14 protein-coding genes and 1 tRNA gene are annotated in these 14,795 nt (G+C 66.5%); 10 read left to right on the top strand and 5 right to left on the bottom strand.

The features are described from left to right. Positions 1 to 213: 213 nt before the first annotated feature. A tRNA-Leu gene (locus tag RhoFasB10_RS11460) sits at positions 214 to 296 on the bottom strand. A gap of 175 nt (positions 297 to 471) precedes the next feature. On the opposite strand from RhoFasB10_RS11460, the gene RhoFasB10_RS11455 reads away from it, so the two are divergent. The 7 genes from RhoFasB10_RS11455 (at position 472) to pknB (ending at position 10,132) form a co-directional block, all read left to right on the top strand. Then, positions 472 to 1,767, top strand: a complete 1,296-nt coding sequence (locus RhoFasB10_RS11455; RefSeq protein ID WP_068429693.1) for a DUF3662 and FHA domain-containing protein — start codon at positions 472 to 474, stop codon at positions 1,765 to 1,767. Between the two features lie 154 nt (positions 1,768 to 1,921). Beyond that, on the top strand, positions 1,922 to 2,386 hold the full coding sequence (locus tag RhoFasB10_RS11450) for an FHA domain-containing protein (RefSeq protein WP_068429692.1): 465 nt from the start codon (positions 1,922 to 1,924) through the stop codon (positions 2,384 to 2,386). Then, a complete protein-coding gene (locus tag RhoFasB10_RS11445; protein ID WP_167676479.1) occupies positions 2,383 to 3,840 on the top strand; it encodes a protein phosphatase 2C domain-containing protein in 1,458 nt (485 codons plus the stop codon). The genes RhoFasB10_RS11450 and RhoFasB10_RS11445 overlap by 4 nt, the downstream gene beginning before the upstream one ends. Continuing rightward, complete coding sequence (locus RhoFasB10_RS11440; protein ID WP_068429689.1) at positions 3,837 to 5,294, top strand: FtsW/RodA/SpoVE family cell cycle protein; 1,458 nt, start codon at positions 3,837 to 3,839, stop codon at positions 5,292 to 5,294. Before RhoFasB10_RS11445 ends, RhoFasB10_RS11440 begins: the two co-directional genes overlap by 4 nt. Next, complete coding sequence (locus tag RhoFasB10_RS11435) at positions 5,291 to 6,778, top strand: penicillin-binding protein 2 (RefSeq protein WP_167676477.1); 1,488 nt, start codon at positions 5,291 to 5,293, stop codon at positions 6,776 to 6,778. The genes RhoFasB10_RS11440 and RhoFasB10_RS11435 overlap by 4 nt, the downstream gene beginning before the upstream one ends. A gap of 4 nt (positions 6,779 to 6,782) precedes the next feature. Further along, entirely contained in the window at positions 6,783 to 8,213 is a 1,431-nt protein-coding gene (locus tag RhoFasB10_RS11430) for a serine/threonine-protein kinase (RefSeq protein ID WP_167676475.1), read from the top strand. After that, a complete protein-coding gene (gene pknB, locus RhoFasB10_RS11425) occupies positions 8,210 to 10,132 on the top strand; it encodes a Stk1 family PASTA domain-containing Ser/Thr kinase (protein WP_167676473.1) in 1,923 nt (640 codons plus the stop codon). Before RhoFasB10_RS11430 ends, pknB begins: the two co-directional genes overlap by 4 nt. 206 nt (positions 10,133 to 10,338) lie before the next feature. On the opposite strand, the gene RhoFasB10_RS11420 is transcribed toward pknB, so the two are convergent. Continuing rightward, positions 10,339 to 10,995 (bottom strand): aminodeoxychorismate/anthranilate synthase component II, encoded by a 657-nt coding sequence (locus tag RhoFasB10_RS11420; protein WP_167676471.1) that lies wholly within the window; start codon positions 10,993 to 10,995, stop codon positions 10,339 to 10,341. 38 nt (positions 10,996 to 11,033) lie between these two features. Then, positions 11,034 to 11,786: a DUF881 domain-containing protein gene (locus RhoFasB10_RS11415; RefSeq protein ID WP_167676469.1), complete on the bottom strand. Its 753-nt coding sequence runs from the start codon at positions 11,784 to 11,786 to the stop codon at positions 11,034 to 11,036. A gap of 191 nt (positions 11,787 to 11,977) precedes the next feature. Between RhoFasB10_RS11415 and crgA the strand changes: the two genes are divergently transcribed. After that, positions 11,978 to 12,241, top strand: coding sequence for a cell division protein CrgA (crgA, locus tag RhoFasB10_RS11410; protein WP_068429680.1), 264 nt, complete (start codon positions 11,978 to 11,980; stop codon positions 12,239 to 12,241). A gap of 45 nt (positions 12,242 to 12,286) precedes the next feature. Next, positions 12,287 to 12,769: a PH domain-containing protein gene (locus RhoFasB10_RS11405; RefSeq protein WP_206030802.1), complete on the top strand. Its 483-nt coding sequence runs from the start codon at positions 12,287 to 12,289 to the stop codon at positions 12,767 to 12,769. Here RhoFasB10_RS11405 and map read toward each other — a convergent pair. Next, positions 12,766 to 13,533, bottom strand: a complete 768-nt coding sequence (map, locus tag RhoFasB10_RS11400) for a type I methionyl aminopeptidase (RefSeq protein ID WP_114330076.1) — start codon at positions 13,531 to 13,533, stop codon at positions 12,766 to 12,768. The two genes, RhoFasB10_RS11405 and map, sit on opposite strands and share 4 nt — an antisense overlap. Positions 13,534 to 13,599: 66 nt before the next feature. On the opposite strand from map, the gene RhoFasB10_RS11395 reads away from it, so the two are divergent. Continuing rightward, positions 13,600 to 13,863, top strand: coding sequence for a helix-turn-helix transcriptional regulator (locus RhoFasB10_RS11395; protein ID WP_068429672.1), 264 nt, complete (start codon positions 13,600 to 13,602; stop codon positions 13,861 to 13,863). A gap of 9 nt (positions 13,864 to 13,872) precedes the next feature. On the opposite strand, the gene RhoFasB10_RS11390 is transcribed toward RhoFasB10_RS11395, so the two are convergent. After that, positions 13,873 to 14,772: a rhomboid family intramembrane serine protease gene (locus RhoFasB10_RS11390; protein ID WP_167676467.1), complete on the bottom strand. Its 900-nt coding sequence runs from the start codon at positions 14,770 to 14,772 to the stop codon at positions 13,873 to 13,875. Between the last annotated feature and the right edge of the window lie 23 nt (positions 14,773 to 14,795).

Here is a 14,795-nt window from a genome sequence, read left to right as displayed (position 1 = left end):
CCCACGGGGGTCCACGCGCACCGAGATCCGCGCTCTGGGGCGGGATTTGGGGAAATTACACACCTGTGGTTTCGCCGCGTCGCACAGGCACGTGCATTCGTGGGAGAAGGCAGAGTTTGCCGGGCTCGCACCGGGGGTATGAAGCGGCGGGCTGTGGACAATCCCAGAAATGACAACTGGCCGCAGCGATCGAATCAGCTGCGGCCAGTGTTGTGGGCGGAGGGGGACTTGAACCCCCACGTCCCGAAGGACACTGGCACCTGAAGCCAGCGCGTCTGCCATTCCGCCACCCGCCCGGGCGACGTCGAAAACACTAACACGCACATCCGGCAGCGATGAAATCGCGTCGTTACCAGCCCATCGGCGGCGACGCCCGGCAACCGGCAACGTATATCATGCTTGGACGACGACCTCGAGCCGACACGCGCTCGTCGGTCACAGGAGGATCGAGACCGGGAGGAGAGGTCACCCATGGGCATTGTCCAGCGCTTCGAGCGAAAGTTGCAGGGAGCGGTCGGTGACGTGTTCGCCCGCGTGTTCGGCGGCGGTGTGGTTCCGCAAGAAGTGGAAGCCGCGCTTCAGCAGGAGGCGTCGGACCGAGTCACACAGCTCGAGAGTGGCCATTACCTCGCACCGAACAGCTATGTGATCACCATCAACAGTTCCGATCACGACGAACTGGCTGCCGACCGAGATCTGACGGTGAAGGCGTTCTCCCGTCACCTCGGCGATTACATCCGAGATCAGGGCTGGCAGACGTACGGCGACGTGGCAGTCAGATTCGAACCGTCACCCACTCTGCACACCGGACAATTCCGGGCCAGTGGTTCGGTGGATCCCGATGTGGGACGATCACCGACTGCAACCGCACGACCTCCGCGCCCGTCAGCCCCACCCCAGTCGACATCAGGAGCCGGCCCAATGACGCAGAACCCAGGCTACGACCCCAACCGCGATCCGGCCGACGGCTCTCGCCAGGATCCGCGGAGTCGTGGCGGATACCCGGCACCCGGGCAGGATCCGCGGTACGCGCAGCAGAACGGCTACGACGCGCAGGGACGCGACCAGGGCTACCGCAACGGCACGCCTTACCCGGGCAACGCGCCTCAGGACGATCGCTACGACCCGCAGTCGTACGACCAGGGCTCCTACGAGCGGGGTTACGACCAGCAGGCGTACGGACAGCAGGCCTACTCCGACCAGAACTACGCCGACCAGGGCTACGGCCAGCAGGCGTACCCGGAGCAGAACTACGGCCAGCAGGCCTACGAGGGCCAGGGTTACGCCGATCAGGGCTACGGCCAGCAGGCCTACTCGGACCAGAACTACGATCAGACGGCCTACGAGGGCCAGCGCTACGACCAGCAGGGGCGCCAGGGCTACCAGCAGCAGCCGTCGTACGACTACCCGCCGCAGCCGCAGGGCGGCTACCAGCAGGGCGGCTACCGCTACGACGAGCCCACGTACGGCGACAGCCAGGGCTTGACGGCGACGCTGCAGCTCGAGGACGGCAGCGGCCGCTACTTCCAGCTACGCGACGGCCAGAACATCATCGGCCGCGGCCAGGACGCTCAGTTCCGCCTGCCCGACACCGGCGTGTCCCGTCGCCACGTGGAAATTCGATGGGACGGACGCGTCGCGATGCTGTCGGATCTCGGCTCGACCAACGGCACGACCGTCAACGGCGCTCCGGTGCAGGACTGGCAGCTCGCCGACGGCGACGTCATCCGCGCCGGACACTCCGAGATCTTGGTCCGCATCGTTTAAACGGCCCCACCAGTATGGTGATCTCCACACGCAGCTTCACCCTAGGATGCTGCGTGAGATGCCGTGTCCGCACGACGGGCACGGCCACGGGGGCCGAATTCGGGGCTCGTCTCACCGTGAACGAACAAGATGGTGGCGAAGGAGGTGGACGGCTGTGCAGGGCTTGATTCTGCAGCTGACCCGAGCAGGCTTTCTACTGTTGCTGTGGTTCTTCGTCTGGGCCGTCCTCCGGACCCTTCGTAGCGACATCTACGCAGCGTCCGGCATGCGGATGCCCGCGCGGTACACGGGTGGCTCGAAGGTGCTCCCGTCGTTCTCCAAGCAGAAGGTTGCCAAGAATCTCGTGGTAACGCAGGGCGGTCTCGCCGGAACCCGCATTTCACTCGGCACGCAGCCGGTTCTGATCGGCCGAGCCGACGACTCGACGCTCGTGCTGACCGACGACTACGCGTCGACCCGTCATGCTCGCCTGTCGCCACGCGGCGGCGACTGGTACGTCGAGGATCTCGGTTCGACCAACGGCACCTACCTGGATCGCGCCAAGGTCACCACCGCCGTCCGCGTTCCGCTGGGCACGCCGGTGCGCGTCGGCAAGACCGTGATCGAGCTGCGCCCGTGACTCTGGTACTCCGCTATGCGGCCCGCAGCGATCGCGGACTGGTCCGTTCGAACAACGAAGATTCCGTCTATGCCGGTGCGCGCCTGTTGGCACTCGCCGACGGTATGGGCGGCCATGCGGCAGGCGAGGTCGCGTCGCAGTTGATGATCGCCGCGCTGGCGCATCTCGACGACGACGAACCGGGCGACGATCTGCTCGGCAAGCTCGAGGCAGCGACGCGCGAAGGCAACGCGTCCATCGCCGACCAGGTCGAGGACGAGCCAGAGCTCGACGGCATGGGTACGACCCTGACCGCAATTCTGTTCGCGGGCAAGAAGATCGGGCTCGTGCACATCGGCGACTCCCGTGCCTACATGTTGCGCGAGAAGAAGCTGACGCAGATCACCCGCGACGACACGTTCGTGCAATCGCTCGTCGACGAGGGACGCATCACGCCGGAACAGGCGCACACGCACCCACAGCGATCGTTGATCATGCGTGCGTTGACCGGCAACGAGATCGAGCCGACGCTCACCGTGCGCGAGGTTCGTGCCGGGGACCGCTACCTCCTGTGTTCCGACGGCCTGTCCGACGTGGTCAGCGACGAGACCATCGAGAACACGATGAACGAGGGCGACTCCGGTGAATGCGCCGACCGCCTCATCGAACTCGCGCTGCGCAGCGGTGGACCGGACAACGTGACGGTCGTCGTCGCCGACGTCATCGACCTCGACTACGGGCAGAGCCACCCGATCCTCGGCGGCGCTGCCAGCACCGAGGACGAAGAGGACTCCCCTCCCCCCAACACCGCTGCCGGACGCGCCGCGGCGATGCGGCCTCCGCGCGCGACACCCAAGCGGATCACGACGCCCCCGCCCGAGCCCGAGAAGAAGTCGCACAAGCTGCGGTGGACTCTCGTCGCGCTCGCCGTCGTCGCGCTGCTCGTGGGCGGCGCGTTCGTCGCCAACACGCTGATCCGAAACAACTACTACGTCGGTGAGGACACGGGCCGCGTCGCCGTGCTGCGCGGCGTGCCCGGATCCATCCTGGGCTATTCGCTGCAGTCCGTACACACCATCGGCTGCCTCGACGCCGAGGGCGCGTTGAAGTTGACGGCGCCGGACACCGCGCCGAGCGACTGCGACGCCTTCGAGATCGACGACTTGGCACCGGCTGCGCGCGAGCAGGTTCGCGCCGGACTGCCGTCGGGACGGCTCGAGGACGCGAACGGTCAGATGTACCGCCTCGCCGACGGTGATCTGTTGCCTCCGTGCGAAGCGACCACCGAGACGGCGACGCCGACACCCACCCCGAACCAGCCGGTGACGACGCCGGAACCCGGGGCACCTCCCGTGGTTCCGACCACGGATGCTCCGCCGGCGCCGGAGGCACCGCAGCCGCCGGTCACGACCGTCGAACCCACTCCCTCGGTGCCTCAGGTGGCGGGTCAGAACTGCAGGGCCGGTACCGGATGAGTTCCAATCCATCTGTGGGCGCGTCGTTTCCGAGTCCACCGGGAGGATTCGCTCCTGCTCCGGTGCAGTCGAACCGTCGCAACGTCGAGTTGTTGCTTCTCGGTGCCGCGGTCCTGATCACGACGCTGTCGTTGATTCTGGTCGAAGCGAGCCAGGAACAAACCATCACGTGGGACATCGCGAAGTACGGACTCGCCTACCTCGCACTGGTCTCCGTGGCGCACTTGGCCGTTCGTCGGTTCGCGCCGTACGCGGATCCGTTGTTGCTGCCCATCGTGGCGTTGCTGAACGGACTCGGCCTCGTGTTGATCCATCGCCTCGATCTGGCGGATCAACAGACGGCCGCCTATCTGGGACAGGAGATTCCGTCACCCGACGCGACCCAGCAGGTGCTGTGGACGACGCTGGCGATCGCAGGTTTCATCGCCCTGCTCGTTCTGTTGCGCGATTACCGCACGTTGGCTCGCTACAGCTACACCGTCGGGCTCGCCGGCCTGGTGTTGCTGGCCATCCCCGCGATCCTGCCGTCGGCGTTCTCCGAGGTCAACGGATCGAAGATCTGGATTCGGTTGCCCGGCTTCAGTCTTCAGCCCGGTGAGTTCGCGAAGATCCTGCTGCTGATCTTCTTCGCGTCGCTCCTCGTCGCCAAGCGTGAACTGTTCACCACGGCGGGCAAACACGTCCTCGGCATGGACTTCCCGCGTGCACGCGACCTGGGTCCGATCCTGCTGGTGTGGATCGTGTCGGTCGGCGTTCTCGTGTTCGAGAAGGACCTGGGCACGTCGCTGCTGATCTTCGGCACGGTGCTGGTCATGATCTACATCGCGACCGAACGTGTCGGCTGGTTGATCATCGGCTTCGGCTTGCTCCTCGTCGGATTCCTGTTCGCGTACCAGGTGTTCGGACACGTCAAGATTCGTACCGACACGTGGCTGCACCCGTTCGACGACTACAACGACACCGGCTACCAGATCGTGCAGTCGATGTTCAGCTTCGCGACCGGTGGCCTCGCGGGCACGGGCCTGGGCAGCGGACGGCCGTCGCAGGTGCCGTTCGCGAAGACCGACTTCATCATCGCCACCGTCGGCGAGGAGCTCGGTCTGATCGGTCTCGCGGCCGTGCTGATCCTGTACCTGGTCTTCATCATCCGTGGCCTGCGGACCGCTCTCGCCGTTCGCGACAGCTTCGGCAAACTGCTGGCCGCGGGCCTGTCGTTCACGATCGCCATCCAGCTGTTCGTCGTCGTCGGCGGCGTCACCAAGCTCATCCCGCTGACCGGCCTGACGACGCCGTATCTGTCCTACGGAGGATCGTCTCTGCTCGCCAACTATCTGCTGCTCGCGCTTCTGATCAAGATTTCCGACGCCGCCCGTGAACCCGCGACGCCGAAGAAGAAGCCGGCTCCGGCCGCGCCGATCGCCGACGCACCGACCGAGATGGTGAAGCGCAAGTGAACACTCCCCTCCGGCGCGTCTCCATCGCCGTCATGGTGATGGTCGTCGCCCTTCTCGCCAACGCCACCTATCTGCAGGTCATCAAGGCGGACGATCTGCGCAGCGACCCGCGGAACTCCCGCGTCCTTCTCGACGAGTACTCCCGCCAGCGCGGGCAGATCTCGGCAGGCGGTCAGGTGCTCGCCGCGTCCGTCGCCACCGACGACCGCTACAAGTACCTGCGCACGTACCCGCCGAATCCGCTGTCGACGTCGAGCCCGTTGGCCAACGCTCCGGTCACCGGCTTCTACTCGATGTTGTTCTCGAGCAGCGGACTCGAACGCAGCGAAGACGAGGTGCTCAACGGATCCGACGACCGACTGTTCGGCCGCCGACTGTTCGATCTGATCTCCGGTCGCGATCCGCGGGGTGGCAACGTCGTCACCACGATCGATCCCGTCGTGCAACAGGTCGCGTACGACCAGCTGACCTCGCGCGGATACACCGGTTCCGTCGTCGCGATCGAGCCGTCGACCGGCAACATCCTCGCGATGGCGTCGACACCCAGTTACGACCCGAACACCCTCGCCAGCCACGACGGCGAGCAGACGACGGCAGCGTGGGACGCCCTCAACGCCGACCCGAACAAGCCGCTGCTCAATCGCGCGATCTCGGCGACGTATCCGCCGGGTTCGACGTTCAAGGTTCTGGTCACCGCTGCAGCACTCGAGGAGGGCGCGACGCCGGAGGATCAGCTCACCGCCGCACCGAACATCACGCTGCCCGGTACCGAGACGACCCTCGAGAACTACAACGGCAGCACGTGTGGCGGGGCACCGACCGCGTCGCTGCGGGAAGCGTTCGCCCGGTCGTGCAACACAGCCTTCGTGGAGCTCGGCATCAAGACGGGTGCCGACGCGTTGCGCGACACGGCGTCGGCGTTCGGCATCGGTTCCGAGACGACGTCCGTACCGCTGCCCGTCGCAGACAGCACGATCGGTTCGATCCCCGACGACGCCGCCCTCGGCCAGACGAGCATCGGCCAGCGCGACGTGGCGCTGACGCCGTTGCAGGACGCGATCATCGCGGCGACCGTCGCCAACGGCGGCGTCCGCATGGCACCGCACATGGTCGCGCAGCTCCAGTCTCCCGACCTGTCGGATCTGGCGACGACGACGCCGCAGTCCGAAGGGCAGGCGATCAGCCCCGAGACTGCTGCGACGCTGACGTCGTTGATGATCGGAGCGGAGAACAACGCCGGATCCGAAGGCAAGATCCCCGGCGTGCAGATCGCGTCGAAGACGGGAACGGCCGAGCACGGCACCGATCCGAGGAACACGCCTCCACACGCGTGGTACATCGGGTTCGCACCCGCCGACAACCCCAAGATCGCGATTGCCGTCATCGTCGAGGACGGCGGCGACCGGGCACTCGCCGCGACGGGTGGTTCGGTGGCCGCCCCGGTGGGACGCGCCGTCATCGCGGCCGGATTGCAGGGGAGGTGACGTCATGCCGTTGAGCAACGGTGCACTGATCGCACAGCGCTACCGACTGATCCGACTGATCGCCACGGGCGGCATGGGTCAGGTCTGGGAAGCGATGGACACCAGGCTGGACCGCAAGGTCGCCGTGAAGGTCCTCAAGGCCGAGTTCTCCGAGGACCCGGAGTTCCTGCAGAGGTTCCGGTTCGAGGCGCGAACGACCGCCCAGCTCAACCACTCCGGCATCGCAGGCGTCTACGACTACGGCGAGACCCGGGACGAAGCAGGCGAGTCGCTCGCGTACCTCGTCATGGAACTCGTCAACGGAGAACCGCTCAACGCGGTGCTCGGACGCGTCGGCCGACTGCCGCTCGGTCACGCCCTCGACATGCTCGAGCAGACCGGTCGAGCGCTGCAGGTCGCGCACTCCACGGGCGTCGTGCACCGCGACGTCAAGCCCGGCAACATCATGATCACGCCTGCAGGCCAGGTGAAGATCACCGACTTCGGTATCGCCAAGGCAGTCGACGCGTCGCCCGTCACCAAGACCGGCATGGTCATGGGCACGGCCCAGTACATCGCACCCGAGCAGGCTCTCGGCAGCGAAGCGACCGCGGCCAGCGATGTCTATTCGCTCGGTGCCGTCGGCTACGAGGCGTTGTCGGGATCGCGGCCGTTCACCGGCGAAGGCGCCCTGACGGTGGCGATGAAGCACGTCCGCGAGATGCCTGCTCCGCTCCCGACCGACCTTCCGCCGCACGTGCGCGAGCTCATCGAGATCACGATGGCCAAGGATCCCGTCGCGCGCTACTCCAACGGCGGCGAGTTCGCCGACGCCGTGGCCGCCGTCCGCGCGGGCCGTCGCCCACCCGCCCCCGGGAACGGACGAGGACCGGGAACCGGACGCGTGATGATGCCCGGTGTCGTCGCACCCAGCAGTACGCAGATGATGCCGACGTCGCAGAACCAGTACTCGGGACCGCAGACCGGCGCGGCCGTTACACCGCCGCAGGACGAGAAGTCCGGCATGACGAGTGCGCAGAAGGCGCTCGCGTGGGGCGGTGCCGGTCTGCTCGTTCTCGCGCTGCTGATCGGTGGGTTCGTCCTGTTGAACGGGCGTGACGACACGCCCGCCCCGTTCACGCCGCCGACGACGACCACCGCACGGCCTACGACCACGACGACCACCGTCGAACCGACGACCGAGCCGCCGACCACACGGCCGACGACCACGACTGCGGAACCGACGACCACCACCCCCGAGCCGACCACCACCACACCCGAACCCACCACGACGACGCAGCCGCCGACGACGACAGCTGCTCCGACGACCACGACGGGTGGCGGCTTCACCTTGCCCAGCTTCACGTTGCCCGGGCTGCCGGGCGCAGGCGACGAGGACAGCCAGGGCGAGGAACCCTCGAACCCCTTCATGCCAGATCGACAAGGACAGCGATGACGACTCCCCGCAATCTCTCATCCCGGTACGAGCTGGGCGAGATTCTCGGCTTCGGTGGCATGTCCGAGGTCCATCTGGCGCGCGACGAACGACTGGATCGCGACGTCGCCATCAAGGTTCTGCGTGCCGATCTCGCGCGTGACCCTACGTTCTACCTGCGATTCCGCCGTGAAGCTCAGAACGCGGCAGCACTCAACCACCCGGCCATCGTCGCCGTGTACGACACCGGTGAGGCCGAAACCGAGGCCGGACCGCTGCCGTTCATCGTCATGGAGTACGTGGACGGGCACACCCTGCGCGACATCGTGCGCGCCGAAGGCCCGATGGCACCGCGTCGTGCGATGGAAGTGATCGCCGACGTCTGTGCCGCGCTCGACTTCAGCCACCGCAACGGCATCGTGCACCGCGACGTCAAACCCGCGAACGTGATGATCAACAACGCGGGTGCGGTCAAGGTGATGGACTTCGGCATCGCCCGAGCCATCGCCGACAGCTCGAGCCCGATGACGCAGACCGCCGCGGTGATCGGCACGGCACAGTATCTGTCGCCCGAGCAGGCCAGGGGCGAGCAGGTCGACGCGCGTTCCGACGTCTACTCCCTCGGCTGCGTCCTGTACGAAGTGCTCACCGGCGAGCCGCCGTTCAAGGGTGACTCACCCGTCGCCGTCGCGTACCAGCACGTCCGCGAAGATCCGCAGCTGCCGTCGCGCGTCAACCCGTCGGTGCCGCGTGAACTGGACTCCATCATCTTGAAGGCGATGGCGAAGAACCCGGCGAACCGGTACCAGACCGCCGCCGAGATGCGGACCGACCTCGTCCGTGTTCTCGGTGGGCAGCGACCGAGTGCGCCCACGGTCATGAACGACGAGGACCGCACGACGATCCTCGGCTCGATGGATTCGCGTTCGTCGCACAGCTCCGAATCGCGGGCCGTGTCGACGTCCGGGGGACGGCATTCCGACGGCCGCGACGACCAACCGAAGCGACGCGGACTCCGCATCGCGTTGTTCACCCTCGCCGCAGTCGTCGTCATCGGCATCGTCGGCGCGTTCCTGTGGTCGCTCGGTCCCGGATCGAGTCCGGACCGCGTGTCCATTCCCGACGTCACCAACCTGTCCTCGTCCGACGCCGAATCGCGCCTGCTCGAGGCGGATCTGCGCGTCGCCATCCAGGAGAAGGCCGACGCGACCGTCCCCGCAGGCAACGTCATCACGACGCGGCCGGGCGCCGGCTCCCAGGTCGACTCGAAGAGCACCGTCAACCTCGAAGTGTCGACGGGCCCGGAGCAGGTGCAGGTACCGCAGCTGAACGGCAAGACGCAACAGCAAGCCGCGCAGGCCCTGTCCGCGCTCGGGCTCGAACTCGACGGAAACGTCGGGCGAGCAACGTCGACGCCGGAGAACCTCGACAAGGTCGTCGACCAGAACCCGTCGTCCGGTGTGAGTATCACGGTCGGTTCCGCGGTTCGAGTGACGCTCGGAAGCGGGCCGGCTCAGGTTCGCGTGCCCGACGTCGTCGGACAACAGCTCGAGGTGGCACAGCCGAACATCGAAGGCGCCGGATTCAAGGTGCAGGTCGAGAACATCGACTCGAGTCAGCCCGCCGGGCAGGTCGTATCGACGTCGCCCACGGGTGGATCGAACGCCACGGACGGTGACACGATCACCCTGCGCGTGTCCAACGGCGACAAGATCCCGATGCCGGACCTACTCGGACTGACGCCGACGCAGGCACGAGATGCGCTAGAGGCCGCCGGGTGGACGGGTACCAGCTCGAGCATCACCTCGACGAACCAGAGCACGCTCGACCCGACGCTCGTCGGCAAGGTCGTCAATCAAGCCGAGCCCGCCGGGTCGGAGATCACGAAGCAGCAAAGCCTGAGCATCAGCGTCGGCACCCTCGGAATCCCGCCGCGATAGTGCGCTCCGCGGCCTCGATGGGTCGTTCCTGCAGGCTCCACTCCCGGCTTCGCCGCCTCGATGGGTCGTTCCTGCAGGCTCCACTCCCGGCTTCGCCGCCTCGATGGGTCGTTCCTGCAGGCTCCACTCCCGGCTTCGCCGCCTCGATGGGTCGTTCCTGCAGGCTCCACTCCCGGCCGTGCGCGAATAGTTGGAACCTTGGCCAACTAAGCACGCACGGGTGGCGCAGCCGCACTCGCGACCTGCGCCTCGAGCTCACGGACCAGACCGTCGTTCAGCTCCATGCCGCACACCGCGAGCCAGTTCGCCAGCATCCGGTGACCGCCCTCGGTGAGGATCGACTCGGGGTGGAACTGGACACCGTGGATCGGCAGCTCGCGGTGACGCATCGCCATGACCAACCCGGTATCGGTGCGGCCGGTGACTTCGAGAACGTCGGGAACGGTGTCGGCCAGTACCGTCAGCGAGTGATACCGCGTCGCGGTAAACGGTTCCTCCAGGCCGGCCAGCACGCCTTCGCCCGAATGATGAACCTTGCTGGTCTTGCCGTGCAGCAACTCGGGTGCACGATCGACGGTACCGCCGAACGCAGCACCGATCGCCTGGTGGCCGAGGCACACCCCGAGCAGAGGCGTGCGTGCTTTCGCAGCAGCTTCGACCAGGTCCATCGTCGCGCCCGCTCGCTGCGGCGTACCCGGTCCCGGGCTCAGCAGAATGCCGTCGAACTCCTCGGCGACGGCGTCGCGGTCGGCGAGCCGGTCGTCGTCGTTTCGCCACACCGTCGCGTCGACCCCCAGCTGCCCGAGGTACTGCACGAGGTTGAAGACGAAGCTGTCGTAGTTGTCGACGACCAGGATGCGCATACGGCAAGGATAGGCGAGCCGCTCGACACGAGCCGACGTCACCTCGCGGGCTGAGCGAACCTCGTCCGGACGACTCCCGTATATCCCGGCACCGAGAGCTCGTCCGCCGATCTCGCCTCGTATCCGAGCCCGTACCGCTGCGCGTACTGCTGATACACGCGGACGCCCCGGTCGTTGTCGAGTGCCGCCGTCAGTCTTCGAGGATCGCCGAGGGCGGTGACGACGTACGGCGGACTGTAGGTGCGGCCACCGAGCAGCAGCGTGTTCCCGATGCATCTGGGTGCGATCTCGCTGACGATCCGCTGGTCCTGCATCGCGATCGCCGACGCGCCCCCGGTCCACAGCGCGTTCAATACGCTCTGAACGTCCTGTTGATGAACGACGAGGTCGTCAGGTCTGGCGTCGGTCGCATAACGGCCGTCGGCGCCGCGCGACGCATCGGTCAGCGTGACGACGACGCCCGCGCCCGACTCCGGGTGCAAACCCGCCGCACCTCCCAGCGCATCGGACTGCGCGAGGGCGTCGCCCACCTCGGCGTCCCGTGAACCGGCCGAGCTCTGCAACTCCTCGAGCCGACGCGTCAGCTCGGCGCGGGTGGCCTCGGCTTCGTCGGTGCTGCTCTGCGCGCCCCGTACGAGGTCCGACACCCGGGTCGTGTCCGACCTGCGGATTTCGTCGCCCGCGGAGATCTGCCTGGTCGTCGCGAGCAGGATTCCGGTCACGACGCACACGACGACCACCATGATCTGCCAGACGCGGTCCGTCGGACGCTGTCGGTGATGGTCGGTCATGTCGAAAGTCCGGTGCTCTCCCAAGAGAAAGTCCTGCGCTAGCGTGTACTGGACGAGTATCGCCACGTGCGACGCTCTCTCCGCAAGCAGACGCTACCCGCTCGCGCGCACAGGCGTTGTCCACAGTCTGTCCCATGGTTGTCCACAGGCGAGACGACGTCCGCGAGCAACGACGACGAAAGGGTTCACCCATGCCCAAATCGAAGGTTCGCAAGAAGAAGGACTACACGGTCGCCCCGGCGACCCGAACGCCCGGCTCCGTGAAAGCGGGCCCGTCCAGCACCCTCTACGTGTCGGTCATGCTCGGATTGATGCTGGTAGGGCTTCTGTGGCTGCTCGTCTACTACCTCGCTGCCGAGAACCTTCCGTGGATGGACGCACTCGGTGCGTGGAACTTCCTGATCGGTTTCGGATTCATGGTCGTCGGGCTCGTGATGACCATGCGGTGGCGATGACGACGGGACGCTCCCGCCTAGTTACACACATGTCATTCACTAACAATGTGGATAACTACTGTGGATAAGTCTTCGAACCATCCACAGGATGTGCACAACCTGTCCTGGGCGACGCCTATGGCCGCAGTGATTGCACTCGCGGTCGGCGGATTCGTGCTGGTCATCGTCGCGTTCGTCACAGATGTCGATCCTGCCGGCCGGTTTCTCGTGTCGGCTGCAGCCCTCGGCCTGTGGATAATTGCCGGATTGGCAGCATTCCAGCGGCCGCGGCTGTGGATAGACGGTGGATCGTTGTCGATGAAGCGTCTGTCGGGGGTGCACACCTACCGAGCCGGCGAGGTCAGCCGGATCAAGCTCGTCCGCTACCCACGCCTGGGTCGACGCGTCCCGATGCTCGAACTCGATCTCCGCCGAGCCGGCGAGGACGACGACCGGCTCGTCATCCTCGGTCGCTGGGACCTCGGCGCCGATCCACGAGACGTGTACGACGCACTCGAGCAACACGGGTTCGTGCCACCGCACCGTTAGATGCGGGTGAGCACCTCCACGCCGTCGTCGGTGATGGCGATCGTGTGCTCGCTGTGTGCGGTCCGGCACCCGGTCGCGCTACGCAGAGTCCAGCCGTCGTCGTCGGTGACCAGTTCGTCGGTGTCCACCATGACCCACGGCTCCAGCGCGAGAAGAAGTCCCGGTCGGAGCGTGTATCCACGGCCGGGGCGTCCGGTGTTCGAGACGTGCGGATCCTGATGCATCGTCGAGCCGATGCCGTGACCGCCGAATTCGGTGTTGACCGAGTAGCCGGCGTCGTGAAGCACGGTTCCGATGGCGTGCGAGACGTCTCCCATGCGCGCCCCCGGCCCCGCGGCCGCGATACCTGCGGCGAGTGCGCGTTCGGTCGCGTCGATCAGCGCGACGCTCTCCGCAGGCCGCGCGTCGCCGACGATGAAACTGATCGCGGAATCAGCAGCGAGACCACCGGTGATCACGGCCAGATCGAGTGACAGCAGATCGCCGTCGGCAAGCGTGTAATCGTGCGGCTTGCCGTGCAGCACAGCGTCGTTCACCCCGGTGCAGATGTAATGCCCGAACGGTCCGCGGCCGAACGACGGCGCATAGTCGACGTAGCAGGACTCGGCGCCCGCGCCCAGAATCATCTCTTTCGTCCACCGGTCGATGTCCAGGAGGTTCGTTCCGACGGTGGCCCGTTGCTTCATCGTCTGCAGGATCTCGGCGACGAACGCGCCTGCCTTCCTCGCCTGCGGCAGCTGGCTGGGACTCAGAATCTCGATCATGGGGCGCCTTCCTCGTGAAACCAATAACTATCCCGGTCATATTATCCCGGTATTAGTATTGGCGACATGGTCAGGTTGCCACTCACACCCGTGGAGGTCGAGCGAGGTCAGCGTCTCGGCTCCCTCCTGCGTCGAGCTCGAGGCTCTCGTTCGATGCTCGAGACCGCCCTCGATGCAGGGGTGTCACCGGAAACCCTGAGGAAGATCGAATCGGGCCGGGTCGCGACGCCCGCGTTCCCGACCATCGCGGCCATCGCCGACGTCCTCGGCCTGTCGCTCGACGAGGTGTGGACGGAGATCAACGCTCCCGCGGCGCGCGAAGCGTCGTAGACGTCGGTTCTAGATACCCATCTGGGCACGGATGTCGAGGATGCGCACCGCGATGATTGCCAGCGCGACGACCGCAACCGCGGCAACTCCCGCCCACGCCACCTTCGGCGACCGCGTGCGGCTCGGCAGAAACACGACGGCTGCGGTAGCGGCGGCTCCTGCTACGAGCCCGCCCATGTGTCCCCACAGCGAGATTCCCGGGATCGAGATGCTGATGACGATGTTGAGACCGATGATGACCAGAACCGGCGTCGGGCTGCGCTTCAGTCGCAGCAGCACGACGGCCTGAGCACCCAGAAGACCGAAGATCGCACCCGACGCACCCACCGTGACGGCGCCGGGCGACTCGAGGACCAGCACCGACGCACTGCCGCCGAGCAGCGACACGACGTACACCGCGACGTAGCGGGCCTTACCGAGGATCGCTTCGAGATCGCGACCGATGATGTACAGCGCGAACATGTTCACGAGCAGGTGGATGGGCCCGTAGTGCAGAAATCCGCTACCGATGACGCGCTGGACGTCGCCGGTGGCGACCAGAGGCGCGTACAGGGCCCACTCCTGGAAGAGCGCGGACCCGCGAGTGTTCTCCATCAACGAGCCGGACTGTGCGGCGGTGACCGCGAAGGCCAGCACGTTGAGGCCCATGATGATGTACGTGACCAGGCCGTACCTGGACGACGCAGGCGCGCCGACGACGGTACGCACCGGCGCGGCCGACCGGTTGGCGGCCTGAATGCAGTCGACGCAGTGCTGACCGACCGCTGCCGGGCGCAGACACTCCGGGCAGGCGGGTCTGCCACAACGCGAGCAGGCAAGACCCGTGGGTCGATCGGGATGCCGAACGCACCTCGACTGAGGTGGGGTGGGCTGATCGCCGGGCGCGCCACCCCAGCCGGGGTTCGTCATGTATCGAGTTCCTTCTGTGGGAG

It is taken from the genome of Rhodococcus sp. B10 (genome assembly GCF_011770055.1).
GTDB classification, from domain to species: Bacteria; Actinomycetota; Actinomycetes; order Mycobacteriales; family Mycobacteriaceae; genus Rhodococcoides; species Rhodococcoides kyotonensis_B.
The sequence above is the reverse complement of the archived record's forward strand: the minus strand, read 5'-3'. Positions and strand labels throughout refer to the sequence as shown.